Annotated in this window: 21 protein-coding genes, 1 tRNA gene and 1 pseudogene; 14 read left to right on the forward strand and 9 right to left on the reverse strand. The window is 73.7% G+C overall.

The features are described 5' to 3' along the window. The 4 genes and pseudogenes from E2B92_RS34110 to E2B92_RS11280 form a co-directional block, all read right to left on the reverse strand. On the reverse strand, nt 1-216 hold the full coding sequence (locus E2B92_RS34110) for a hypothetical protein (RefSeq protein ID WP_185923585.1): 216 nt from the start codon (nt 214-216) through the stop codon (nt 1-3). A 187-nt stretch (nt 217-403) separates the two neighbouring features. Continuing rightward, nucleotides 404-853 (reverse strand): annotated as a pseudogene (locus tag E2B92_RS32955) (dioxygenase family protein); the annotation flags it as partial. Between the two features lie 20 nt (nt 854-873). Then, nucleotides 874-1509 (reverse strand): CoA transferase subunit B, encoded by a 636-nt coding sequence (locus E2B92_RS11275; protein ID WP_126885206.1) that lies wholly within the window; start codon nt 1507-1509, stop codon nt 874-876. Continuing rightward, nucleotides 1509-2297 carry a CoA transferase subunit A gene (locus E2B92_RS11280; RefSeq protein WP_126885205.1) on the reverse strand — a complete coding sequence of 263 codons (789 nt, stop codon included), beginning with the start codon at nt 2295-2297 and terminating at the stop codon, nt 1509-1511. Before E2B92_RS11280 ends, E2B92_RS11275 begins: the two co-directional genes overlap by 1 nt. 186 nt (nt 2298-2483) lie before the next feature. Here E2B92_RS11280 and E2B92_RS11285 point away from each other — a divergent pair, with 186 nt between their 5' ends. Next, nucleotides 2484-2954: a MarR family winged helix-turn-helix transcriptional regulator gene (locus E2B92_RS11285; RefSeq protein ID WP_126885204.1), complete on the forward strand. Its 471-nt coding sequence runs from the start codon at nt 2484-2486 to the stop codon at nt 2952-2954. 10 nt (nt 2955-2964) lie between these two features. On the opposite strand, the gene E2B92_RS11290 is transcribed toward E2B92_RS11285, so the two are convergent. Next, a complete protein-coding gene (locus E2B92_RS11290; protein ID WP_126885203.1) occupies nt 2965-3804 on the reverse strand; it encodes an alpha/beta fold hydrolase in 840 nt (279 codons plus the stop codon). A gap of 119 nt (nt 3805-3923) precedes the next feature. On the opposite strand from E2B92_RS11290, the gene E2B92_RS11295 reads away from it, so the two are divergent. From E2B92_RS11295 to E2B92_RS11320, 6 genes are all read left to right on the forward strand, one after another. Further along, nucleotides 3924-4634 carry a (Fe-S)-binding protein gene (locus tag E2B92_RS11295; protein WP_126885202.1) on the forward strand — a complete coding sequence of 237 codons (711 nt, stop codon included), beginning with the start codon at nt 3924-3926 and terminating at the stop codon, nt 4632-4634. After that, nucleotides 4631-6049 carry a lactate utilization protein B gene (locus tag E2B92_RS11300; protein WP_126885201.1) on the forward strand — a complete coding sequence of 473 codons (1419 nt, stop codon included), beginning with the start codon at nt 4631-4633 and terminating at the stop codon, nt 6047-6049. Before E2B92_RS11295 ends, E2B92_RS11300 begins: the two co-directional genes overlap by 4 nt. Beyond that, a complete protein-coding gene (locus tag E2B92_RS11305) occupies nt 6046-6684 on the forward strand; it encodes a LutC/YkgG family protein (protein ID WP_126885200.1) in 639 nt (212 codons plus the stop codon). Before E2B92_RS11300 ends, E2B92_RS11305 begins: the two co-directional genes overlap by 4 nt. A gap of 290 nt (nt 6685-6974) precedes the next feature. Then, nucleotides 6975-8408 carry a family 2B encapsulin nanocompartment shell protein gene (locus tag E2B92_RS11310; RefSeq protein ID WP_126885199.1) on the forward strand — a complete coding sequence of 478 codons (1434 nt, stop codon included), beginning with the start codon at nt 6975-6977 and terminating at the stop codon, nt 8406-8408. Between the two features lie 72 nt (nt 8409-8480). Next, complete coding sequence (locus tag E2B92_RS11315) at nt 8481-9335, forward strand: geranyl diphosphate 2-C-methyltransferase (protein ID WP_200836953.1); 855 nt, start codon at nt 8481-8483, stop codon at nt 9333-9335. Between the two features lie 99 nt (nt 9336-9434). Next, complete coding sequence (locus E2B92_RS11320; protein WP_126885197.1) at nt 9435-10139, forward strand: helix-turn-helix domain-containing protein; 705 nt, start codon at nt 9435-9437, stop codon at nt 10137-10139. A 22-nt stretch (nt 10140-10161) separates the two neighbouring features. On the opposite strand, the gene E2B92_RS11325 is transcribed toward E2B92_RS11320, so the two are convergent. Together E2B92_RS11325 and E2B92_RS11330 are read right to left on the reverse strand one after the other, a co-directional pair. Next, nucleotides 10162-12564: a glycoside hydrolase family 65 protein gene (locus E2B92_RS11325; protein WP_126885196.1), complete on the reverse strand. Its 2403-nt coding sequence runs from the start codon at nt 12562-12564 to the stop codon at nt 10162-10164. Next, nucleotides 12561-13322, reverse strand: a complete 762-nt coding sequence (locus tag E2B92_RS11330) for an HAD family hydrolase (RefSeq protein ID WP_126885195.1) — start codon at nt 13320-13322, stop codon at nt 12561-12563. Before E2B92_RS11330 ends, E2B92_RS11325 begins: the two co-directional genes overlap by 4 nt. Before the next feature lie 267 nt (nt 13323-13589). On the opposite strand from E2B92_RS11330, the gene E2B92_RS11335 reads away from it, so the two are divergent. The 7 genes from E2B92_RS11335 to E2B92_RS11365 all read left to right on the forward strand — a co-directional run bounded on the left by E2B92_RS11335 (nt 13590) and on the right by E2B92_RS11365 (nt 22886). Then, entirely contained in the window at nt 13590-14642 is a 1053-nt protein-coding gene (locus E2B92_RS11335) for a tetratricopeptide repeat protein (RefSeq protein WP_126885194.1), read from the forward strand. 305 nt (nt 14643-14947) lie between these two features. Continuing rightward, on the forward strand, nt 14948-15937 hold the full coding sequence (locus E2B92_RS11340) for a polyprenyl synthetase family protein (RefSeq protein WP_126885213.1): 990 nt from the start codon (nt 14948-14950) through the stop codon (nt 15935-15937). Between the two features lie 430 nt (nt 15938-16367). Continuing rightward, nucleotides 16368-16589, forward strand: coding sequence for a type A2 lantipeptide (locus E2B92_RS11345; RefSeq protein ID WP_126885193.1), 222 nt, complete (start codon nt 16368-16370; stop codon nt 16587-16589). A gap of 95 nt (nt 16590-16684) precedes the next feature. Beyond that, nucleotides 16685-17491 carry an HlyD family efflux transporter periplasmic adaptor subunit gene (locus tag E2B92_RS11350; protein ID WP_126885192.1) on the forward strand — a complete coding sequence of 269 codons (807 nt, stop codon included), beginning with the start codon at nt 16685-16687 and terminating at the stop codon, nt 17489-17491. Continuing rightward, nucleotides 17488-19710: an NHLP family bacteriocin export ABC transporter peptidase/permease/ATPase subunit gene (locus E2B92_RS11355; RefSeq protein WP_399431490.1), complete on the forward strand. Its 2223-nt coding sequence runs from the start codon at nt 17488-17490 to the stop codon at nt 19708-19710. Before E2B92_RS11350 ends, E2B92_RS11355 begins: the two co-directional genes overlap by 4 nt. Nucleotide 19711: 1 nt before the next feature. Beyond that, complete coding sequence (locus E2B92_RS11360; protein ID WP_126885191.1) at nt 19712-22543, forward strand: NHLP bacteriocin export ABC transporter permease/ATPase subunit; 2832 nt, start codon at nt 19712-19714, stop codon at nt 22541-22543. A 121-nt stretch (nt 22544-22664) separates the two neighbouring features. Then, entirely contained in the window at nt 22665-22886 is a 222-nt protein-coding gene (locus E2B92_RS11365; protein WP_126885190.1) for a hypothetical protein, read from the forward strand. Between the two features lie 126 nt (nt 22887-23012). Here the strand turns inward: E2B92_RS11365 and E2B92_RS11370 are convergent. Next, nucleotides 23013-23100, reverse strand: a tRNA-Leu gene (locus E2B92_RS11370). Nucleotides 23101-23500: 400 nt separating this feature from the next. Further along, the gene (locus E2B92_RS11375) at nt 23501-24031 is read right to left on the reverse strand and encodes a hypothetical protein (protein ID WP_126885189.1); all 531 of its coding nucleotides are present in this window, start codon (nt 24029-24031) and stop codon (nt 23501-23503) included. Nucleotides 24032-24466 lie beyond the last annotated feature (435 nt).

The raw sequence follows: 24466 nt of genomic DNA on the forward strand, positions 1-24466 counted from the left end.
TCACCGGCGTTCCAGGGCACGGTCGGTGAGCCGCGCCGCCGCGCCGGTGTAGCGGGCGGGGTCGGTCAGCCCGGGCGGTACGCCGAGGACACCGGCGAGGGGCGTGCCGGTGGCGCGGACCTCCTCGGCCGCCCTCGCCAGGTGCTCCCGCGGGAAGCGGGCCCGCAGGCGCTCGGAGACGATCAGCCCGCCGGTGAGGTCCAGGCCGGCGCGCATGCGGTCCGGGTGGACGCGCAGCCCCCGGGCGAGGCGGGCGGCGTGGTGCGCGGCGCCGCCGGTGAGCCGCAGCGGGTCCCGCAGCGGCTCCCGCTCGGCGTGCCAGGCCCCCGGAGGCCGATCGTCCCCGGCGGCGACCGAGCCGTACAGGACGGCCGCGTGGGCCGGGGCGCGGCGGGCGGCGGCCGAGGGGGGCGGGATGCCGGTCGCGCCGGTGGGCGTACCGGCCGGAGGCGTTGGCCTGCCACACCTCGACGAGCTGGCCGCGTACCGGGCGGCCGGCGCGGTCCAGGACGCGCCCGGTGATGGTGATGCGCTCGCCGAGCGGCTCGCCCGGGTGCTGCCGGGTCAGGTCGTTGTCGAGTTCCGTGACGTCGGTGGGGCCGAAGGCGGGCGCGGCCAGTTCGACGGCCTCCGGGTCGCGGGCGGTGGCGACGGCGACGAGCGGCAGCCAGGGGGGGCGCAGCAGGGTGGAACGGTACGGCGGGTAGTCGCGCGCCGGGTGGTGGGCGCGCCGGGCACCGTCGGCGACGGTCTTCTCGTGCGCGTCGCGCTGCCGGACGATGCGGACGTCCACTTGGGCCTGACTGGCGGCGGCCGGGACGGTGGCGGAGGGGTCGGCGCCGGTGGGGGCCATGCCGGTGAACTCCACGTGGCTCAGGGGGCCGTGCGGACGGGTGCGGCGGTCGCGCGGCGGATGTCGCCGGCGGTCACGCCGGGGGCGGTCTCGACGAGGACGAGGCCGTCGGGGGTGACGTCCAGGACGCCCAGGTCGGTGATGATCCGGTGGACGCAGGCGCGGCCGGTGAGCGGAAGGGTGCACCGCTCCACGATCTTCGGGCTGCCGTCCTTGGCGGTGTGGGTCATGGTGACGAGGACGCGCCGGGCGCCGTGCACCAGGTCCATGGCACCGCCGATGCCGGTGACGAGCCTGCCGGGGACGGCCCAGTTGGCGAGGTCTCCGGTGGCGGAGACCTGCATGGCGCCGAGGACGGCGATGTCGATGTGGCCGCCGCGGATCATGGCGAAGGAGAGCGCGGAGTCGAAGAAGGAGGCGCCGGGCAGGACGGTGACGGTCTCCTTGCCGGCGTTGATGAGGTCGGGGTCGACCTCGTCCTCGTCGGGGTAGGGGCCGGTGCCGAGGACGCCGTTCTCGGAGGCGAGGACGACGTGGACGCCGTCGGGGAGATGGCCGGGGATGAGGGTGGGCAGGCCGATGCCGAGGTTGACGTACGCGCCGTCGTGCAGCTCGGCGGCCGCGCGGGCGGCCATCCCGTCGCGTGTCCAGGCCATCAGCGGTGTTCCTCACCGGTGGGGCCGGGCGTACGGCGACGGGTCGTGCGGTGCTCGATCCTTTTGTCGGCGGCCTGCTCCGGGGTGAGGGCGACGACCCGCTGCACGAAGACGCCGGGCAGGTGGACGTGGTCGGGGTCGATCTCGCCGGGCTCGACCAGTTCCTCGACCTCGGCGACGGTGATCCGTCCCGCCATGGCGGCGAGCGGGTTGAAGTTGCGGGCGGACTTGGCGAAGACCAGGTTGCCGTGGCGGTCGCCCCGGGCGGCGCGCACCAGGGCGAAGTCGGTGCGGATGCCGCGTTCGAGGACGTACGGCACGCCGTCGAACTCGCGGACCTCCTTGGGCGGTGAGGCGAGCGCGACGCCGCCGTGGCCGTCGTACCGCCGGGGCAGGCCGCCGTCGGCGACCTGGGTGCCGACGCCGGCCGGGGTGTAGAAGGCGGGGATGCCCGCGCCGCCCGCCCGCAGCCGTTCGGCGAGGGTGCCCTGGGGGATCAGCTCCACCTCCAGCTCGCCCGCGAGGTACTGGCGGGCGAACTCCTTGTTGGAGCCGATGTACGAGCCGGTGACGCGGGCGAGGCGCCCGGCGGCGAGCAGGACCGCGAGCCCGTGGTCCAGGGCGCCGCAGTTGTTGGAGACCACCCGGAGGCCGCCGGCCCCGGTCGCGTGCACGGCCCGGATCAGCGTGTCGGGCACGCCGCTGAGGCCGAAGCCGCCGACCGCCAGCGAGGCTCCGTCGTGCACGTCGGCCACGGCGTCGCCCGCCGTGGCCACCACCTTGTCCATCGGTCGCCTTCCTTCCCGAAGAACGCCCCGGTGGGCCGCCGAAAAGCTCAGTGCACTGAGCATCGGTGCGTGAACCGGCAGCGTGGCACCGTCGCACCGGGCGGTCAAGGCCCTCAGGGCACGGAGGGCCCGTGAGACACTGGCCGGCACTCGCATCAGGGACCACCCGGGGAGAGGGGACAAACCGTGCCCGCACTCGACCTCGAGCGCCATCCCGGCCATCTGGCCCGGCGCTTCCGGCAGGCGCACACCCTGCTGTGGAACACGGTCGTCTCCGAAGAGGTCACCTCCCCGCAGTTCGCCGTCCTCAACACCCTCGTCGGTGAGGGCGGTTTGGACCAGCGCACCGTCGGCGACCGTGTCGGCCTCGACCGCTCCACCGTCGCCGAGGTGGTCCGCCGGCTGGCCGGCCGCGGCCTGGTCGACAAGGTCCGCGACCCGGGCGACGGGCGGCGCTCGGTGCTGCGCGCCACCGACGAGGGCGTACGCGTCCACACGAGGCTGGCGGCGCGCACGGCACGGATGAACCACATCCTCCTGGCCCCGCTGGAAGAGGCGGAGCGGGCCGTCTTCCTGGACCTGCTGCGCCGGGTGTCGGACGCCGCCGAGGGTCTGCGCCACCCCACCGCTCCCCCGGCGGCGGCCGTCGGCGCGTGAGCCGGCCGGCTCAGCCGAGGAACGCCGCGGTGGTCTCCACGAACCGGCCGGCGTCGTCGAGCCACGGGAAGTGCCCGGCTCCCTTCTGCACCACGAGCCGGGCGTCCGGGAACACCCCGGCGACCTCCGCCATCGCGGGAGGGGGTGAATTCAGGTCGGTCTCCCCCGCGAGGACCAGCACCGGCCGCCGGAACGACGCGAGCGCCGCGCGCGTGGTGGCCGGGTCGAAGGCGCCCTCGCCGCCGAAGACGGCGGCGGCCTCGTCGTTGCGCTGCCCGTCCTCGGCGTCCCGGTGGGCCCGGGCGGCATCGTCCCAGCGGCCGTAGGCGAAGGGGGCGATGGCCCGCCACGCCTCGGCGCTCGCCCGGCCGGCGACGATGGCCTCCAGGGCCGCGTACGCCTCCGGGAACCACGGCTCGTCCCGGCGCAGCTCGGCCGTCTCGCGCCGCAGGTCCCCGGTGACGGTGACGCCGACGGCCATGACGCTGGGCGTGATCAGCGCGAGCCTGCCGACGCGTCCGGGGTGCCGCTCGGCGTAGCGGGCGGCCAGGTTGGCGCCGGCGGAGTGCGCGAGCAGGTCCATGCGCTCCAGGCCCAGGTGCGCGCGGAGTGCCTCCACGTCGTCGACGAGCCGGTCGCAGCGGTAGGAGGCGGGGTCGTCCGGTACCGCCGAGCGGCCGGTGCCCCGGAGGTCCGGCATGACCAGCCGCCGGTGCGCGGACAGACCGCCGAGGTTGCCGAGGTACGCGGCGGCCTGCATCGGCCCGCCCGGGAGGCAGATCAGTGGAGGGCCCTCACCCCGGAGGCGGTAGGCGAGCGTGGTCCCGTCGGGTGCAGAGAAGGTGGGCATGGGCCGAGACCCTGCCAGCGGCTCGGCGGGCGGGCAACGGGTTTCCGGGCGCCGGGCCGGGTAGCAGGCCCGGTGCTCACACCGGGCCCTATCCTCGTCCGGGTAAGGAAGGAGCCGCGATGCGCGTCGCGCTGTTCGTCACCTGCGTCAACGACGCGCTGTACCCCGCGACCGGGATCGCCACCGTGCGGCTCCTGAGACGCCTCGGCGTCGAGGTGGACTTCCCGGAGGCCCAGACGTGCTGCGGCCAGCCCCAGTTCAACACCGGCTACCCCCGCGAGGCGGAACGCCTGGCGCGCCGCACGGCACGGGCCTTCGAGGGGTACGCGTACGTCGTCGCCCCGTCGGGTTCGTGCGCGGCCATGGTGCGCGACCACTACCCGGGGCTGGGCGAACCGGGGCTCGGGCCCCGGACGTACGAGCTGACGGAGTTCCTGGTCGACGTGCTGGGCGTGACGGACGTGGGCGCGTACTACCCCCACCGGGTGACGTACCACCCGTCCTGCCACGGGCTGCGGCTGCTGGGTCTCGGCGACCGGCCCCGCCGGCTGCTGGCGGCGGTCCGGGGCCTGGAGCTGGTGGAACTGCCCGGGGCGGAGGAGTGCTGCGGTTTCGGCGGGACGTTCGCGGTGAAGAACCCGGCCGTGTCGGTGGCGATGGGCCGCGACAAGGTGCGCGGCGCCGTCGGTACGGGCGCGGAGGTGCTGTGCGGCGCGGACAACTCGTGCCTGATGCACCTCGATGGCGTCCTGCGACGGGAGGGCGAGCGGATGCGGACGGTGCACATCGCCGAGATCCTGGCCGGTACGGAAGGGGAGCCGCCGCGGTGAGCGGGACGTTCCTGGGCATGCCGGCCTTCCCGGAGGCGGCCGCGGAGGCGGTGGCCGATCCGGTGCTGCGGGCCAACCTGCGGCACGCCACGCACACCATCCGCGACAAGCGGGCCCGGGCGGTCGCCGAGCTGGACGACTGGGCGCTGCTGAGGGAGGCCGGCAAGCGGATCAAGGACCGCACGCTGCGCCATCTGGACACCTACCTCGTGGAGTTGGAGGCGGCCGTCACGGCGGCCGGGGGCACGGTCCACTGGGCGGCGGACGCCGGCGAGGCGAACCGGATCGTGACGGACCTGGTGAAGGCGACCGGTGAACGGGAGGTCGTGAAGGTCAAGTCGATGGCGACGCAGGAGATCGGCCTGAACGAGGCCCTCGCGGCCGAGGGCATCGCCGCGTACGAGACGGATCTGGCCGAGCTGATCGTGCAGTTGGGCGAGGACCGCCCCTCGCACATCCTGGTTCCGGCGATCCACCGCAACCGCGGGGAGATCCGCGACATCTTCCGTGACCGGATGGCCCGCTGGGGGCGGCCGGCGCCCGAGGACCTGACCGACGCGCCGGCCGACCTGGCGGAGGCGGCCCGCCTGCACCTGAGGGAGAAGTTCCTCTCGGCGAAGGTGGGCATCTCCGGGGCGAACTTCATGGTCGCCGAGACGGGCACGCTGGTCGTGGTCGAGTCCGAGGGCAACGGCCGCATGTGCCTGACCCTGCCGGAGACATTGATCTCGGTCGTCGGGATCGAGAAGGTGGTGCCGACGTGGCGGGACCTGGAGGTCTTCCTCCAGACGCTGCCGCGGTCGTCGACGGCCGAGCGGATGAATCCGTACACCAGCATGTGGACGGGCACGACGGACGCGGACGGCCCGGCCGCCTTCCACCTGGTCCTGCTGGACAACGGCCGGACCGCCGCGCTCGCCGACGAGGTCGGCCGCCAGGCGTTGCGCTGCATCCGCTGCTCGGCGTGCCTCAACGTCTGCCCGGTGTACGAGCGGGCGGGCGGGCACGCGTACGGGTCGGTCTACCCGGGCCCGATCGGGGCGATCCTCACCCCGCAACTGCGGGGCACGGCCAGTGACATCGACGCCTCGCTGCCGTACGCCTCGTCGCTGTGCGGCGCGTGCTACGAGGTGTGTCCGGTCGCCATCGACATCCCCGAGGTGCTCGTCCACCTGCGCGGGAAGGTCGCCGGACAGGGCGGGAAGGGGCACCGACTGGAGCGGGCCGCCGTCAGGGCGGCCACCTGGCTGCTGGACCACCCCACCGCCCTGGCGGCGGGCGAACGGCTGGCGTCCGCGACCCGGAAGGCGCACCCGGCCAGGCCGCCGGGCGCCGGGGCGTGGACCGACGGCCGGGACCTGCCCGAACTGCCGGAACGGTCGTTCCGCGACTGGTGGCGGAAGAACCGCGCATGAGCAGCCGTGACGAGATCCTCGCCCGCGTCCGCGCGGCCACCGCCGGAGCGCCGGACGCCCCGGAGCCGGTCCGCGACTACCGCGCGAGCCACTCCCCCGACGACCCGGCCGCCCTGCTGGACCTGCTCCACCACAACCTGGCCGACTACCGGGCCCACGTCCACCGCGCGGTGGACGACGAACTGCCCGCGCTGATCGCCCGGTTGCTCGCCGCGCGCGGGGCGGCGTCGGTCGCCGTCCCGCCCGGCCTGCCCGCGGAGTGGCTGGCCGCCACGGAGGCCGAGCGGCGCCACGACACGGCCGGGCGCCCGCTCACCGCGTACGAACTGGACGCCACCGACGCCGTGGTCACCACCTGTGCCCTGGCCGTCGCCGAGACGGGCACCCTCGTGCTGGACGCCACCGAGGGCCAGGGACGGCGCGCCCTGACGCTCGTCCCCGACCTGCACATCTGCGTCGTCCGGGCGCCGGAGCAGGTCGTCGCCTCGCTGCCACGGGCGCTGCCACGGCTCGACCCGGCGCGTCCGCTGACGTGGATCTCCGGGCCGTCGGCCACCAGCGACATCGAACTGGACCGGGTGGAAGGCGTGCACGGTCCGCGCACGCTCGACGTGGTGCTGCTGACCACGGGCTAGGCCGTTCGGGCGGGTACGCCGGGGTCGTCGCGGGACGGCGCGATCCGGCGGCGGGCCGGCGGGGTGCCGGAGCGGGTCCGGCGCGGACGACAGGCGGGCTGAACGTTTCACCATGCGGGCCACGGCCCCCGTGCGCCCCCTCCCGGTACGGCGCGACACGCGCACGCGCGCGCCAATCCCCCATCACTGTCCGTCACACCTATTCACTACCCGTAATGACCCTGGAAACGGGCCCGGTTGTCCGACCCCCGCCCACCAGGTGCATCACCATACGAAAGGGAAAGCAGCCCATGGCAGTCGAAACGCGCCCGGCCCCCACCAAGCCGCAGATCCAGACCCAGGAGCACATCCAGCTCAGCCTCAGCACGCGGGCGGCGCGCAACCTCGCGACCACCACCAAGTCGCAACCGCAGATGCAGGAGATCAGCTCGCGCTGGCTGCTGCGGAAGCTTCCGTGGGTCCACGTGCCCGGCGGCACCTACCGGGTCAACCGGCGGCTGTCGTACGCCGTCGGCGACGGCCGCGTGACCTTCGTACAGACCGGCTCCAAGGTGCAGGTCGTGCCGGCCGAGCTGTGCGAGCTGCCGCTGCTGCGCGGGTTCACCGACCCGACGGCGCTCGCCGCGCTGGCCGACAAGTTCACGCAGAAGGAGTTCGAGCCCGGCCAGCTCCTCGCGGAGCGGGGCCGCAAGGCCGACCAGGTCTTCCTGATCGCGCACGGCAAGGTCGAGAAGCTCGGCAAGGCCAAGTACGACGACGGCGAGACCCGGCTCGGCATGCTGGCCGACGGTGACTCGTTCGGCGGCCGGATGCTGGCGGGCGACGCCGGCGCCAAGTGGGAGTTCACCGTCCGCGCCACCACCAAGACCACCGTGCTCGTCCTCTCGCAGGCGGCGTACAAGCAGGTCGCGGGCCAGTACGAGACGCTGCGCGAGCACATCCAGTCGGTGACCTCCAACGGGCACAAGCCGACGAACAAGTACGGCGAGGTCGAGATCCGCTTCCTGTCGGGCCACGACGGCGAGCCGGCCCTGCCCACCACCTTCGTCGACTACGAACTCGACCCGCGCGAGTACGAGTTGAGCGTCGCCCAGACGGTGCTGAAGGTCCACAGCCGCGTCGCGGACCTCTACAACCAGCCGATGAACCAGACCGAGCAGCAGCTCAAGCTCACCATCCAGGCGCTGCGCGAGCGCCAGGAGTACGAGCTGGTCAACAACCCCGACTTCGGACTGCTGAACAACACGGACTACGACCAGCGCATCCAGGCCCACGCCGGCGCGCCCACGCCGGACGACCTCGACGACCTGATCAGCATGCGGCGCAACACGCAGTACCTGTTCGCCCACCCGCGCACCATCGCGGCGTTCGGCAAGGAGTGCAACAAGCGCGGCCTGTACATCGGCAGCGTGGACGTCGGCGGCCACCAGATCCCGGCCTGGCGCGGCATCCCGATCCTGCCGTGCGGCAAGATCCCGATCACCGAGCACCACACGTCCTCGATCATCGCCATGCGTACCGGCGAGGACAACGAGGGCGTCATCGGCCTGTTCCAGACCGGCCTGCCCGACGAGTACGAGCCCGGCCTCAACGTCCGCTTCATGGGCATCGACGAGAAGGCGATCATCTCGTACCTCGTCAGCACCTACTACTCGGCCGCGATCCTCGTCCCGGACGCGATCGGCATCCTCGAGAACGTCGAAGTGCGCCCGCGCGCCGAGTAGGGACTCCGACGGCACGACCCGGTCGCGTCCCACCCCCCACACGCAGATCGCAAGGAGTCCCTCAGCATGACCATGACCACCTCCTCCGACGAGGTGCTGCGCACCGACTTCCAGAGGTCCGTCGCCGCGTACTGGAACACCAACCAGCAGGACCCGGTCAACCTGCGGCTCGGCGAGGTCGACGGCCTCTACCACCACCACTACGGGATCGGCGACTACGACCCCTCCGTCCTCCAGGGCCCCGAGGACACCCGCCAGGAACGGATCACCAGGGAGCTGCACCGCCTGGAGACCGCGCAGGCGGAGGTCCTGCTGGACCACCTCGGCCCCGTCACCGCCCAGGACCGGCTGCTCGACGCCGGCTCCGGCCGCGGCGGCACCAGCTTCATGGCCAACCAGCGCTTCGGCTGCCACGTCGACGGGGTGTCGATCTCGGAGTACCAGGTCGGGTTCGCCAACACCCAGGCCGAGGAGCGCGGCGTCTCGGACCGCGTGCGGTTCCACTTCCGCAACATGCTGGACACCGGTCTGGAGACCGGCTCCCGCCGGGCGGCCTGGACCAACGAGACGACCATGTACGTGGACCTCTTCGAGCTGTACGCGGAGATGTCCCGGGTCCTGCGGCACGGCGGCCGCTACGTCTGCGTCACCGGCTGTTACAACGACCTCACCGGTGGTCGCTCCAGGGCGGTCAGCCGCATCGACGAGCACTACACCTGCAACATCCACCCCCGCAGCGAGTACTTCAAGGCCATGGCGGCCAACGGCCTGGTGCCGATCAACGTCGTGGACCTGACCGCCGCCACCATCCCGTACTGGGAGCTGCGCGCCAGGTCCGCCCTGGCCACGGGCATCGAGGACCCCTTCCTCACCGCCTACAAGGAGGGCAGTTTCCACTACCTGCTGATCGCGGCGGACCGGGTCTGACGGGGCCGGAAGGTCCGCACGGGTGTGGGAGCGCACCGAGGCGTACCGTGGGCTGGTAGGCAGCCTGCCGTCGCGCACCCGGAAGGGACGGTGCCTCCCATGCCCGACAAATCGCTGTTGGCGGAACCAGGCGGGGGTACGCACGCCCACGGGTCCTGCCGGGGGGACATCGGCCGGCGCGTGGCGGCGCGCCGGCAGCAGCTCGGACTGAGCCGCGAGGAGGTGGCCGTAAGGGCCGGGTCCGCGCCCGGGTACATCCAGTACCTGGAGGAGCAGCCCGCGACCCCCGGGATCGGCTTCCTGCTGCGGCTGGCGGACGCGCTGGAGACCAGCGTGGTGGAGCTGACCGGGGGCACCGCCGACCTGCCGCCGGGGACCGGGCACGCCCCGCTCCACCCTGAGCTCGTGGACCTCGGCCTCGACGAGTGCCGCACCCTGCTGGGCACGCACGGCGTGGGGCACGTGGCCGTGACGACGCGGGAGGGCCCGGCCATCCTGCCGGTGAGCTACCTGGTCGAGGACGGGGAGGTCGCGTTCCGCGTCGCGCCGGAGGCGCTGGCGCCACTCACGGGAGGCGGCCGGATGGCGTTCGAGGTCGACCACATCGACGACGCGCTGTGCCGGGGCTGGAGCGTCCTGGTCGTCGGCACGCCGCACACCGTGACGGACCCCGAGGACGTGCACCGGCTGGACGACCAGGCGTACGGCACGCCGTGGGGCGAGGGCGACCGGGCGTGCTGGGTGGCCCTCACGCCGGACCGGGTGAGCGGCCGGCGGATCGACGTACCGTACGCGCACGCGTGACGCCCGGGACCGCCCGCGGCTCTCAGCCGAGGAGCGGCAGCTCGCGGATCTCCCCCGGGTCGAGCTGGACCGCCACGCCGTCGGGCAGCTCGAGCCCCATCGGTTCTCCTCCGGAGCCGGGCACGGCGATGTGCAGGTGCCCCGGCGTCATGCGCAGCCGTACACCCCAGTGGCCCCGGTAGCGGAGGGTGAAGTCGTACTGGGACAGCTCGGGCAGCGGGACCGGGTCGAGCCGCAGCACGCCGCCGCGCGTCTCCAGGCCGGTCAGACCGCGCTGCACCAGGTCCAGGGTGCCGGCCATCGCGCCCAGGTGGATGCCCTCGCCGGTGGTGCCGCCCTGGACGTCGGCGATGTCCCCGTCGAGCGCCTCCTGGCAGAACTGCCACGCCTCGGAGCGCCGCACCCGGGCCAGCACCCAGCCGTGCACCAGGCCGCTCAGCGTCGAGCCGTGGCTGGTGCGGTACAGGTAGTAGTCCACGGTCCGCCGCCAGGTCGCGTCGTCCAGGGAGTAGCCGAGGCGGCTCATCAGCGCCGCCAGCTCGGGGGGCGAGAAGAGGTAGCCGAGCATCAGCACGTCGGCCTGCTTGGACGCCTGGTAGTGGTTGACCGAGTCGCCCTCGGCCTCCAGGATGCGGTCGAGCCGGCGGATGTCGCCGAAGCGCCGGCGCCAGCCCTCCCAGTCGAGTTCGGCGAGGTCGCCGAAGCCCTCGAACTGGCTGATGACCCCTTTGTGGAACGGCACGTGCAGTCCGCGTGAGACGTCCTCCCACAGCTCCAGCTCGCCGTGGTCGAGCTCGGTGCGCTCGGCCAGTTCCCGCCGGCGCGGTTCGGGCAGGTCGCGCAGGAGCTGCAGGGTGCGGGTGAGCACCCAGGCGGCCGTGACGTTGGTGTACGCGTTGTCGTCGAGGCCCGGGGTGACGGCGTCCGGGTAGGCGTCGTGGTACTCGTCGGGACCGAGGACACCCCGGATGCGGTAGCGGCCCAGATCGCCGTCCCAGGTGGCACGGCAGGCCCAGAACCGGGCGATCTGCAGCAGCATCTCCGCGCCCTTGGTGTGCAGGAACTCGGTGTCGCCGCTGGCCTCGCAGTACTGCCACACGTTGTACGCGATGGCCGAGCCCACGTGCTGCTGGAGGTGGGAGTGGTCGGGCAGCCAGCGCCCCGAGCGCGGGTTGAGGTGGAGCCGCTGCGTCTCCTCCCTCCCGTCGCTGCCGCTCTGCCAGGGGTACATGGCGCCGGTGCAGCCCGCGTCCCGGGCGGTGAGGCGGGCGCGTTCCAGCCGCCGGTGGCGGTAGGTGAGCAGGGCTCGGGAGACCTCGGGGAAATGCAGGTTCAGATACGGCAGGACGAACAGCTCGTCCCAGAAGATGTGCCCGCGGTACGCCTCGCCGTGCAGGCCCCGGGCGGGGACGCCGACGTCCAGGTCGGCGGTGTGCGGGGAGAGGGTCTGCAGGACGTGGAACAGGTGCAGCCGCAGGACGCGGCCCGCGTGGTCCGGCACCTCCAGCGCGGCCCGCCGCCAGAGCTGGCGCCAGGCGGTGCGGTGGGAGACCAGCAGCGCCTCGAAGGCCGGTGCGCGGCGCACCCGGTCGGTGGCGGCGTGCAGGGGGTCGCTGATCGCCGCGTCGCGGGAGGTGTGCAGGGCGACGGTCTTGTCGACGACGACCGGGCTGCCCGGCCGGACGGTGAACCGGAAGCGCTGGGCGGCGTGCCGGGGGGTGTGGTGGACGGTGAGCGCGGTGTCCTCGGCGCCGGTGGTCGTGGTCCGGGCGGCCATGCCGACGCGGATGTCGGAGGTACGGGTGCGGCAGCGCAGCCAGACGGTGTCGGCGGCGGCGTCCCCGGTGTGCACATGGGTGAGGTGGCGGGAGGCGAGCTGCCGGTAGCGGGCCACCCCGCCGTTGATGACGTCGCCGTCGAGGGCTGCCTCGACGTCCAGCGTTCCGGCCCAGTTCTCGGCCGTGAACTCGGTGCGCAACGCGGCGAGGTGCGGGTCGGCCATGTGCACGAGGCGGGTCTGGCGCACGGCGAGCCGCCGGCCGTCGTCGTCCTCGTAGCGGGTCAGGCGCTCCAGGGTGCCCGCGCGCAGGTCCAGGGTCTGGCGGTGGTCGATCAGCTCCTCGCTGTCGGGGCCCAGCCAGGCGGCGGGCGTCTCGGCCTCGCTGTCGTCGACGCGGTAGCGCAGCGGCAGCCAGTTGGGCAGGTTGACCAGGTCCTCGTTCTCGACCGTACGGCCTGCCACGTCGGAGGTGAGACGGTTGTAGCAGCCCGCTGCGTACGTCCCCGGGTAGTGGACGTCGTCGGCGGAGCACTCGGTGGCGGCGCCGCGGGTGGCGAAGTAGCCGTTGCCGAGGGTGCACAGGGACTCGCGGAGGCTCTCCTTGGCGGGGGTGTACCCCTCGTAGTCCCAGGTCCAGTCCGTCACGACGGCACTCCTTCACAGGGAGCCGGGAGCAGCTCCGCGAGGTCGTGTACGACGATGCCGGCGCCGGCGCGGCGGAGCGCGTCGCCCGTCCCGGGGCCGGGTGCGCGGTCCACGCCGACGACCAGCCCGAAGCCGCCGCGCCGGCCCGCCTCGACCCCGGCCCGGGCGTCCTCGACGAGCGCGCAGTGGGCGGGCGGCACGGAGAGCCGGCGGGCGGCCTCCAGGAAGAGGGCGGGTTCGGGTTTGCCGGGCAGCCGGAGGCGGGCCGCCTCGACGCCGTCGACCAGCGCGTCGAAGAGGTCCAGGAGCCGCGCGGAGGAGAGGACCTCACGGGCGTGGCGGGAGGCGGAGGCGGCGGCGACGGGGGTGCCGGCGCGGCGCAGGGCGCGCAGCAGCCGCACGGCGTCCGGGAAGGCGTCGACGCCCCGCTCCCGCAGCCGTTCGGTGAACAGCCGTTCCTTCTCGGCGGCGACCGCCTGCACGGTGGCGGGGGAAGGGCGCGGCCCCCGGGAGGCGAGGAAGGCGGCGGCTCCGTCGAGACGGGACCTTCCGTCGACGTACCTCAGGTAGTCCTCGGTGGCGTCGAAGGGCCGGCGCTGGTCCGGGTCCTCGGGCGGGTGGGCGGCCAGCCGGGCGTCGAAGGCCGCCTTCCAGGCGGCGGCGTGGGCGCGGGCCGAGTCGGTGAGCACGCCGTCGGTGTCGAACACGACGGCGCGCACCTCCCGCAGCAGCCGGTGGGCGGGGGCCTGTGCGGTCATGGGCGGGCCTCCTGGGTCGTCCTCCTGACCTCGGCGGGTTCCCGGCTACGGCCCGCGTACGCCGGGAACCGTCACTCTCCGCCCCTCCTTCACCCGAAAGTGGAACCTGTCCGCTCTCTTGATCCTCTTCCTTCCCGAAGCGCGCGCAGTCAGCTTGGGAGACGAGTCAGAAGGGGGGCGCCGCGTGACGGCACGGACGGCCCCCGGGGCCGTGACGGCCCCGGTGCCGGCGTGCGGCCTGCGGCCGCCCCTCCGGGAAAGGCACTCATGTTCAGCAAGGCTCTCGCGCCGGAGTACCAGGGCGCGCTCAGCGCCCTGTCGGTCAACGCGTCCCTCACCGACGTGCTCGAGGCGGCGACCGGCCAGATGACCGCCGCACAGCGTGCGGGGGACGCCCACGAGGCGGCACGTGCCGGCCTCGCGGTGGCGGAGGCGCACCGGCGGCTCGGCCACGTGGAGGCCGCGGACCGGGCCTGGAAGTCGAGCTACCGCACCGCCCGGTCGGCCGGTGACCTGCCGGCCATGGCGTGGGCGCTGTGGAGCGGTGGCACGCTGGCCCGCCAGCGCGGCGCCCTGGCGCTCGCCTTCCGGCTCCTGCGGTACGCGGCCGACCTGGGCAAACGCGGGGGCGACGTGGTCGCCCACGGCTACTCGCTGGCCGGGCTCGCGGAGACGGGCCGCATCCAGGGCGACTACGAGGCGGTCGGCGCCCTGCACGACGAGCTGCTCGCGGAGGCACGCGCGCGTGGCGAGGCGCGGCACACGGTGTGGGCGCTGGAGGGCATCGCCCAGATGCACCGCAACAGTGGCCGGTACGACACGGCGTACGCGCTGTTCGAGGAGGCCGCCGCGATCGCGGCCGCCGCCGACGACCGGCGCGGTCACGCCTGGGCGCTGCGCGGGCTGGCCGACATCGTCTCCGTCCGCGACGGCGACGCCGCCCGTGCGCTGGAGCTGCTCGGCCGGGCGGAGGAGGGCTGCCGCGAGATGAACCTGTCGAGCGCGCTGGCGTACAACCACAAGATGCGCGGCAATGTGCTGTACCGGGCGGGGCGGTACGCGGAGGCGCTGGAGACGTACGAGCTGGCGCTGTCCGAGTTCCGCGCGATGGACGAGCCGCGGGGCGAGGCCCTGTCCCGGCTGGGGTCCGTCAAGGCGCGTGCCCGCCTCGGGGCGGACCCCGCGCGCACCGCGGCGGAGCTGGCCGACCTGCGCGGTGTCCTGGACCGCATGGGCCTGCGCCACGCGCGCGCCATGGTCGACAAGGCCCACGCCGAGCTGGGCCTGCCCGTCGCGCCCGTAGAGGAGCCCCGCCGATGACGCCGTCGTCCGTCTCGTCCTCCCACGTCCCGGCCACGGCTCCCCCGGCCGCGGCTGCCCCAGGAGCGGCTCCCCCGGCCGCGGCTCCCCCGGCCGCGAACGGCGCCTCCGTGGACGGCGCCCTCGTGAGCGGCGCCTCCGTGGACGGCGCCTCCGTGAGCGGCGCCTCCGTGAGCGGCGCCTCCGTAAGCGGTGCCTCCGTGGACGGCGCCTCCGTGGACGGTTCCCGCGTGCCCGCGGCGGGGGCGGCCGGCCCGGTGGGCGGGCCCGGCACCGCGCCGGCCGTGCTGGCGCGGTGCCGGGACATGGTGGAGCCGGAGCTGCGGGCCCGGGTCGGGGGGATGCACGCGTGGCCGGCCGAGATGGCCGGGTACGCCTTCGGGTGGTGGGAGCGCGGGGGCGCGCCCCGTACCGGGTCGTCCGGGAAGGGGGTGCGCCAGGCGCTGGCGGTGCTGTGCGCCGAGGCGGCCGGGGCGCCGGTGCGGACGGCCGTGGCGGGCGCCGTGGCCGTGGAGCTGATCCACACGTTCTCGCTGCTCCACGACGACATCATGGACGGCGACGAGACCCGCAGGCAGCGCCCGGCCGCGTGGAAGGCGTACGGGACGGGGCCCGCCGTGCTGGCCGGTGACGCGCTGTTCGCGCTGGCCTTCGAGGTGCTGGCCGGCGCGCCGGGCCCGCACGGCGGCGCCGCGGTGCGGCGGCTGTCCCGGGACCTGGCCGACCTGGTGGGCGGGCAGGCGGAGGACCTGCTGTTCGAGGAGCGGCCGTGGACGGGGCCCGGTGCCGTGCCGGTGGACGCGTATCTGCGCATGGCCGAGCACAAGACGGGGGCGCTGCTGGGCTGCGCGGCCGCGCTGGGCGCCCTGCTGGCGGGTGCGCCGGCGGCGACGGTGGACGCCCTGTCGACGGCGGGGCGGGAGCTGGGCGTGGCCTTTCAGGCGGTCGACGACGTGCTGGGCCTGTGGGGCGACCCGGCGACGACGGGTAAGCCGGTCCACGGTGACCTGCGGCGCCGCAAGAAGACGCTGCCGGTGCTGGCCGCCCTGGCGGCGGGCGTGCCCGCGTCCGGCCGGCTGGCGGCTCTGCTGGCGGCTCCCGGGCCGCTGGACGAGGCCGGGCTGCGGCGGGCGGCCGGGCTGGTCGAGGAAGCGGGTGGCCGGGAGGCCGCCCTGGCGGAGGCGCGGCGGCGCCTGGACCGGGCGCGGGGCTGCCTGCTGGGCGTGCCGCTGGCCCCGGGGCCGGCCGGCGAGCTGCTGGGGCTGCTGCCCTACGTGGTGGGTCGCGCCGTGTGAGGCGGGCGCGGCGGACAGCTCCGGCGAAGTCGGCCGACGCCGGGAAAACGTCCCATTCCCCATCTGGCGGGCACATCCGTTATGACGTACTGCCAGGGAATCTGCACACCGAATGTACAGGCGTCACACCGCCTCCCACAGGCGGTCATGAACGCGGCCCGGGGGCTCCGCCCCCGCGGCCGGAATGTCCCGTTCCGAAACACCCGGAGGGCAGCCTTCCGAAAGGCGCCGAGCGACCGTGTGAAGAACCCGGCACCATGCCATGGAGGTACCTGCACACAGGCGTTGTCCCATGGTGGGCAAGAACTCCCCAGGCCCTTCCCCGGATTGGCTGAACAACGCGCCCCCGTGCTTTGATCCTTCGCACTGCGGCGGTCGCACAAAGGCTCGCTCCGTAGTCATTTCGAGTAATTCGCGCGAAGGGAACAGCATGAACCCCCAGATCCAGACCCAGGAGATCTCCGACGCCGACCTGGACGCCGTGTCCGGTGGCCTGCACAGCGCCGTCGCCAGCGGTGTCGTCGGCAGCGCGACCGCCACCCTCGACTCGGTCGCCCCGGTCTCCACCGTCGCCACCTCGGGCGTCGCCGCCGTCGAGTCCTTCGCGGGCCTGAACTCCTCGGCCCTCACCGGCTTCGTCGCCGGCCTCTGAGACAGCAGGAGTGAGCCCCGGAACGTTGCCTGTTCCGGGGCTCACCTCGCTGTCCGCCCACTGAACCGGACACGTGCGGTCGAGGTAAGAGTTACGTGCAGTTCCGCCAAAAGGCCCTTTCCAAGCTGCAATCCCCGGAGGAAATCGACCTGCCCGTGCGTTTCGCCCGGCCGCAGGGCCTTCTCGTCCTGACCGTCACGGTCCTCGCCATGGCGGCCGCGACCGTCTGGGCCGTCACCGGATCGGTCTCCTCCACCCTTGCGGCGCCCGGAATCCTCACCCACGGCAAGGGCAGTTACCTTCTGCAGAGTCCCGTCGCCGGGCAGGTCACCGGCGTGCGCGCCGAGGAGGGCGACCACCTGCCCTCCGGTGCCCCGCTCCTCGACGTCCGCACCGCCCGGGGCGACGTCGTCGTCAGGACCCTCGCCGCCGGCCGGGTCACCGCCCTGGTCGCGACGATCGGCTCCGTGGTCACCACCGGCGCCGACGTGGCCGCCGTCGAGCGCGTCGGCACCGAGGACGCGCCCCTGACGGCGACGCTCTACGTGCCCGCCGACCGCGGCGCGACCGTCCCCGTCGGCGCATCCGTCGACCTCACCGTCCCGTCCGTGCCCACGCAGCGGTACGGCGTCCTGCGCGGCCGGGTGAAGGCCGTCGGCCGCACCGTGCAGACACGCCGTCACATCACCGCCTTCCTCGGCAACGGCCAGCTCGGCGACCAGTTCTCGCGCGCCGGCCAGCCGGTCGCGGTCCTGGTGGAGCTGGAGCGGTCGACCGCGACGAAAAGCGGCTACGCCTGGTCCACGTCCGACGGCCCGGCGTACGCGCTGGACTCCATGACCCCGGTGAGCGCCTCCGTGCACCTGGCCACCCAGCGCCCCGTCGACTGGCTGCTGCCGTGAGCGCGCCGGGCGGCCGCCGCCGCGCCCCCGCGCGATCCGCGCCCAAGAGGCTCAAGGGGAAGCACCCCAGGCCCGTGCGCACCCCCACCGTGCTCCAGATGGAGGCCGTCGAGTGCGGTGCCGCCTGCCTCGCCATGGTGCTCGCCCACCACGGGCGCCATGTGCCACTGGAGGAGCTGCGCATCGCGTGCGGTGTCTCCCGCGACGGCTCCCGCGCCAGCAACGTCCTCAAGGCCGCCCGCAATTACGGCCTCGTGGCCAAGGGCATGCAGATGGAGCCGGAGGCGCTCGCCGAGGTGCGGGCCCCGGCCATCCTGTTCTGGGAGTTCAACCACTACGTCGTCTACGACGGGACGGGGCGCCGCTTCGGCCGGCGGGGCGTGTACGTCAACGACCCCGGCAAGGGCCGCCGTTTCGTCACGCCCGAGGAGTTCGACACCAGCTTCACCGGGGTGGCCCTGGTCTTCGAACCCGGCCCGGACTTCCGCCCCGGGGGCCGCAGACCCGGCGTGCTGAGCGCCGTGCCCGCACGGCTGCGCGGGACCACGGGCACCCTTCTGGCGGCGCTGCTGGCGAGCCTGCTGCTCGTCGCGGTGGGCGCGACGCTGCCCGCGCTGAGCCGTACGTACATCGACATGTTCCTGATCGGGAACCAGACGTCGGTGCTGGGCCCGCTGTTCGCGGCGATGGCGGTGATGGTCGCCCTGACCGCCGTCCTGACCGGACTGCAGCAGGCCAACCTGCTGCGGGGGCGGATCATCTCCTCCACCCTCAGCAGCGCCCGCTTCCTGCGCCACCTGATGCGGCTCCCGGTCACCTTCTTCGCCCAGCGCAGCCCGGCCGACCTGGTGCAACGGCTCCAGTCCAACGACGCGGTCGCCGAGACACTGGCGCGCGACCTGGCCGCCGCCGGAGTCGACGGCATCGTCGTCGTCCTCTACGCGCTGCTGCTGTGGACCTACGACCCGCAACTGACCGTGGTGGGCGTGCTGATGGCGCTCCTCAACGTCGTCGCCATGCGGATGGTGATCCGGTTGCGGGCGACCCACACACAGAAGCTGCGCGCCGACAGCGCCCGGCTGACGAACACCTCGTACACCGGCCTCCAGCTCATCGAGACCATGAAGGCCACGGGCGGCGAGAACGGCTACTTCCGCCGCTGGGCCGGGCAGCACGCGACGACCCTGGAGGTGCAGCAGCGCCTCGGGGTGCCGAGCGCGGCCCTGGCCGTCGTCGCGCCCACCCTGGCGACCCTCAACAGCGCCCTGATCCTGTGGATCGGCGGACTGCGGGCGGTGGAGGGGCACATCTCCATCGGCCTGCTCGTCGCCTTCCAGGCCCTGGTGACCCGCTTCACGGCGCCCATCACCCGGCTGAACGGGGTGGCGGGCCGCATCCAGGACTTCGCCGCCGACGTGGCCCGGCTCAAGGACGTCGAGAGCTTCCCCGCCGACGCCCTCTACGCGCGCGTGGAGCCGGAGGCGAGCACCCGGCGCCTCAAGGGACACGTGGAGCTGGAGAACATCACCTTCGGCTACAGCCCGCTGGACGCACCGCTGCTCAGCGGGTTCTCGCTGACCGTCGGCCCGGGGCAGCAGGTGGCGCTGGTCGGCGGCTCTGGCAGCGGCAAATCGACCGTCTCGCGGCTCATCTCCGGCCTGTACGCCCCGTGGGAGGGCACCATCCGCATCGACGGGCAGCGGCTGGAGGACATCCCGCGCGGCGCGCTGGCCGCCTCCGTGTCGTTCGTCGACCAGGACGTGTTCCTGTTCGAAGGGACGGTCCGCGACAACGTGGCCCTGTGGGACCCCTCCATCCCCGACGAGGCCGTCGTCGCCGCGCTGAAGGACGCCGCCGTGTACGACGACGTCGTCGCGCGCCGCCCGGGCGGCATCCACAGCCGCGTCGAACAGGACGGGCGGAACTTCTCGGGCGGGCAGCGCCAGCGCCTGGAGATCGCCCGCGCACTGGTGCGGCGGCCGAGCGTCCTCGTGCTGGACGAGGTGACGAGCGCGCTGGACGCCCGGACCGAGCGGGTCATCATCGACAACCTGCGGCGGCGCGGCTGCGCGTGCGTGGTCATCGCCCACCGGCTGTCCACGGTCCGCGACAGCGACGAGATCGTGGTCCTGGACCACGGCACGGTCGTGGAGCGGGGCCGTCACGAGGAACTGCTCGCCGCCCGGGGCGCCTACGCCGAGCTGGTCGAGGAGCGCTGACATGTCCGTCCACCCGGAGGCCCGCACACAGGCCCACCCCGCGCCGGCCGCCACCGACCCGGTGGTCCACGCCCTGGGCGCCCTGGGCGCCCCCGTCCCCTGCGCGGGGCTGCGCAACGTCCCGCTGGAAGGGCCGCACGTGCTGTGGCTGGTGGTGGCGGGCGGGCTGGACCTGTTCGCGGTCGACGCCGCCGAGGACGGCCACTGGCACTTCCTGGGCCGCCTGGAGGCGGGCAGCCTGCTCCTCGGCCCCGTCGAAGGCCCGCGCCACACCCTGGTGGGCCGCCCCACGCAGGACTGCGCGCTGCGCCGCATCGCGCTGCGCGAGCTGTACGCCGACCCGTACCACTCCTACGCCGCCGGGCCGACGCCCCTGGAGCACGCCGTCGCCCTGGGCACGGCCCGCAGCCTGGGCGTCCTGTTCGAGGCGCCGCTCGACGGGCGGCCCGCGGACGAGACGGCGGCGGACGAGCACGTGGCCGACGACGACATGCTCTGGATGCCGGTCCCGCCCGGCAGCGTCCACTACGGCGCCGCGGAGGCGGCCGCCGACCTGCTGGTCGACGGCGCGCTGTGGCAGCGGATGGTCAACCAGCAGTACCGGCTGCTGTCCGCCGTCGACCGCTGGATCGAGCGGCTGGAACGCGCCCACGAGGACCGCGCGGCGGCCGGCATCAGGGCCGGCGAGGCCGTCCGCGCGCGGGCGGACCAGGCACTGCTGGCGTCCATCGGCCGGGCCGACCGCACGGGCCGCAAGAAGAGGTCGGCGGCGGACGACGACGCCACGTACGCGGTGTGCCGGCAGGTCGCCCGGGCGGCCGGGATCACGCTCGCCGAGCCGTCGGCGGGCGGCGTGGCCGACGAGCGGACCGGGGCGGTGGAGCGCATCGCCGTCGCCTCGCGCGTACGCACCCGGGCGGTGCGGCTGGAGGGGCGCTGGTGGCGCACGGACCTGGGGCCCCTGGTGGGGCACTGGGCGAAGTCCGGCGCCCCGGTGGCGCTGCTGTGGCGGCGCGGCCGGTACGAGGCGGTCAACCCGGCCTCGGGGCTGCGGATGCGGATCGGCGAGGAGAAGGCCGCCGAACTGGAGCCGCGCGCGGTGATGTTCTACCGTCCGCTGCCGGACCGCCCCCTGACCCCGCTGCGGCTGCTGCGCTTCAGCCTCCGCGGCGCCGGGGGCGACGTGCGGAACCTGGCCCTGGCCGGGCTGGTGACGGTCGCCCTGGGCGCGCTGGTGCCGCTCGCCACCGGCCGCATCCTCGGCGTGTACGTACCGACCGCGCAGACGGACCTGATCACGCAGGTGGCCGTGGCCGTGATGATCGCGGGCGTGGTGTCGGCGGCGTTCATGCTGATGCAGAACCTCACGGTGCTGCGGATGGAGGGGCGCATCGAGAGCGTCCTCCAGCCGGCCGTGTGGGACCGGCTGCTGCGGCTGCCGACGACGTTCTTCGCCGAGCGCTCCACCGGGGAGCTGGCGAGCGCGGCCATGGGGATCAGCGCGATCCGCCGCGTCCTGACCGGCGTCGGCCCGGTGGCCGTGCAGGCGAGCACCGTCGGGGCGGTGAACCTGGTGCTGCTGCTGTGCTACAGCGTGCCGCTGGCGCTGGCGGCGATGGCCATGCTCCTGGTTATCGCGCTCGTGTTCCTCGGGCTCGGCCTGTGGCAGGTGCGCTGGCAGCGGCGGCTGGTGGAGCTGGGCAACAAGCTCAACAACCAGGCCTTCCAGACGCTGCGCGGGCTGCCCAAGCTGCGCGTCGCGGCGGCGGAGAGCTTCGCGTACGCGGCCTGGGCGCGGGAGTTCGCCCGCTCGCGGGAGCTCCAGCAGCGGGCGGGCCGCATCCGCAACGTGACGACCGTCCTGGACGCGGTCTACCTCCCGCTCTGCTCGCTGATCATGTTCATGCTTCTGGCGGGTCCGGCGCGCGGGAGCATGACGGCGGGCGAGTTCCTCACCTTCAGTACGTCGGTGACGATGCTGCTGACGTCGGTCACCCAGGTCACCGGCGCACTGGTCTCGGCCGCCGCCGCGCTGCCGATGTACGAACAGATCAGGCCGGTCCTGGACGAGGCCCCCGAGGTCCGGGGCTCCACCACCCGGCCGGGGGTCCTGTCGGGTGCCATCGAGGCCCGCAACCTGTCCTTCCGCTACTCCGACGACGCGCCCCTCGTCCTGGACGACGTGTCGCTCGAGATCCGGCCGGGCGAGTTCGTGGCGGTGGTGGGCCCCAGCGGCTGCGGCAAGTCGACACTGCTGCGCCTGCTCATCGGCTTCGACCGGCCGCTCGGCGGCAGTGTCCTGTACGACGGCCAGGACCTGACCGCCCTCGACCAGGCGGCGGTGCGGCGGCAGTGCGGCGTCGTGCTGCAGAACGCCCAGCCCCTCACCGGCTCGATCCTGGACTGCATCAGCGGCGCCGAGTCGTTCTCCCAGGAGGAGGTGTGGGCGGCGGCGGAGATGGCGGGACTGGCGGAGGACATCCGGCGCATGCCGATGGGCCTGCACACGATGATCGCCGGCGGCGGGGCCGTCTCCGGCGGCCAGCGCCAGCGCCTGATGATCGCCCAGGCCCTGATCCGCCGCCCCCGCATCCTGTTCCTCGACGAGGCCACGAGCGCGCTGGACAACGAGGCCCAGCGGACCGTCATCGACTCCACGCGCCGTCTGAACGCCTCCCGGCTGGTGATCGCCCACCGCCTGTCGACGGTGATGGACGCCGACCGGGTGATCGTCATGGAGGCGGGCCGCGTCGTGGAGCAGGGCCCTCCGGCCGCGCTCCTCGCCGACCCGAACGGCCACCTGTACGACCTGGTACGCCGCCAAATGCGCTGACCGGGCACCCCTCGAAAGGGTGGGATCGACCCCCAGGGGCGCGCCGATCCCCGCGAACCCGGGAACCTCTCCCTCCGAACCCCGCCCGGACGGACCGGGCGGCGCGTCCACGGAGGAACACATGCTCAGGAAGGCTTTCGCCTGCACGGCCCTCGTCGCCGCCGCCATGGCGGTCGGCACCGTCCCCGCCGCCGCCCACGGGGGCGACGACAAGGACGACCACGGCAGCTTCCACGCCGCCGAGTGGCACAAGGGCAAGTTCGCCGCGCTGGAGTCGGCGGGCGGCGCGAAGATCGCCGCAGGCGGTTTCCACCAGGGCGGGGCGATCCACGCCGAGTGGTAACCGGCCGGTCCGGTCGCACGGCGGCCGCCGGGACGACGTCGCGTCGTCCCGGCGGCCGCCGTCGCATCGCCTCCGGCGCCGTACAACGCGAAATGCCGGCCGGGATCAATCCCGACCAGCATTCGGTGGTGTCCGAGGGGGGACTTGAACCCCCACGCCCGATAAAGGGCACTAGCACCTCAAGCTAGCGCGTCTGCCATTCCGCCACCCGGACAAGGTGTCTGCCGCTCGGCGGGGTGTTCCCCGCGGCGACATGGATAACTCTACCAGGGGTTTGAGGCGCCCTTCACCCACATATCCCGTGGTCAGGGGGCCGGGGCAGGTGATGGGCCGGGATGCCTCGGCGTCCTGCACGCAGCGTTCCGGCGGGTGCACGGAGTGTGCCGGGGCGGGTGACCGCGGTGGTGGCCGCTGGGCCCGCCGGGCGGACGCTCGCCCGGCGGGCCCTGGGTGACGGCCCCGACCGGCAGGGAGCCGCGTGAGAACGGCTGCGGCCGTTCTCATCGGTCAGCAACAGGCGCTGTGGCCGATGACGTGATCACCAGCAGGTGAGCGACGGAATTCGGCACCTGGTGCGGACCGGCGTTCAGCGGCGTGACGGGAGCGGGAAACGGCTACGCGTCGTAGTTCGTGGTGAAGCAGCCCTTGACCTGGCCCTCGTGGATCTCGTAGCCGCTGGGCACCTTCTCACGGGCGTCCGGGTCGCACGACAACGTGCGCAGGCCGTTCCGATTCAGGGTCGCGCCGAAGTTCTCGCTCTCGCCGGCCAGAGCGAAGTTCTGGCCGACCGTGAAGCTGCCGCCGTCCTTGGCCAAGGACTCCTGGAACTTGGCCATGTCACCTATGAGCAGCACAGTGACGGGACTGCCCCCCTTGTCGGAGCAGACGGCACGCTCCTTGATGCCCCAGGCGGGGTCCTCGGCCTCGTCCTCCATGTAGGACTGGCCCTCGCGGCTCTTCTCGAGCGGGCTGCAGTCCTCTCCGCGCTCCGTGATGGCCTTCTGAACGTCGGCCATGGTGTTCGCCGCCGGCAGGCCCCCCAGCGGACCGTCGGGGGCGGCCTCGCTGTCGCCCCCGCAGCCCGTCAGCGTGACGAGCGCGCTCAGCACGACGGCACCGGTGGCGAGGGTCCTGGTCAGACGCATGGTTCTCCTTCGGTCGTTCGGGTGGCTCGGATCGCGGTGACATCCCGTGCGACGCTGTGGGTCAATGCACTTGGCGTGAGCCGAGAAATCCTATCGCCCGCCGGGTCAACAGCTCGGCGGCGTCCGGGGCTTAGGACGGCGGCGAGTTGTCCCTGCCACAACGCCCGTTCCTGACAGGCAGGAACGGCCGCAGCCATTGCCACTCGGCATGACTGAGATCACCCCGCCCCACGCCCACATCAACGGCTGGGGCACGCCGGCCGTCACATGGCCGACCCGACGCATGCAATCCCGTCCCCGAGGTCGGCGAAAATGCCGAAGGGAAGCACCTTCTCCACCGTCCCGCGCGATTCCCGGCCCACCCGCGGCCGGCGAAAGCCTGGAGGGGGTCGGGCTCCAGTGCCCTCAAGTGTCGAACTGCACGAACTCGCACGA

It is taken from the genome of Streptomyces sp. WAC05374, assembly GCF_004353505.1.
Taxonomy (GTDB): Bacteria; Actinomycetota; Actinomycetes; order Streptomycetales; family Streptomycetaceae; genus Streptomyces.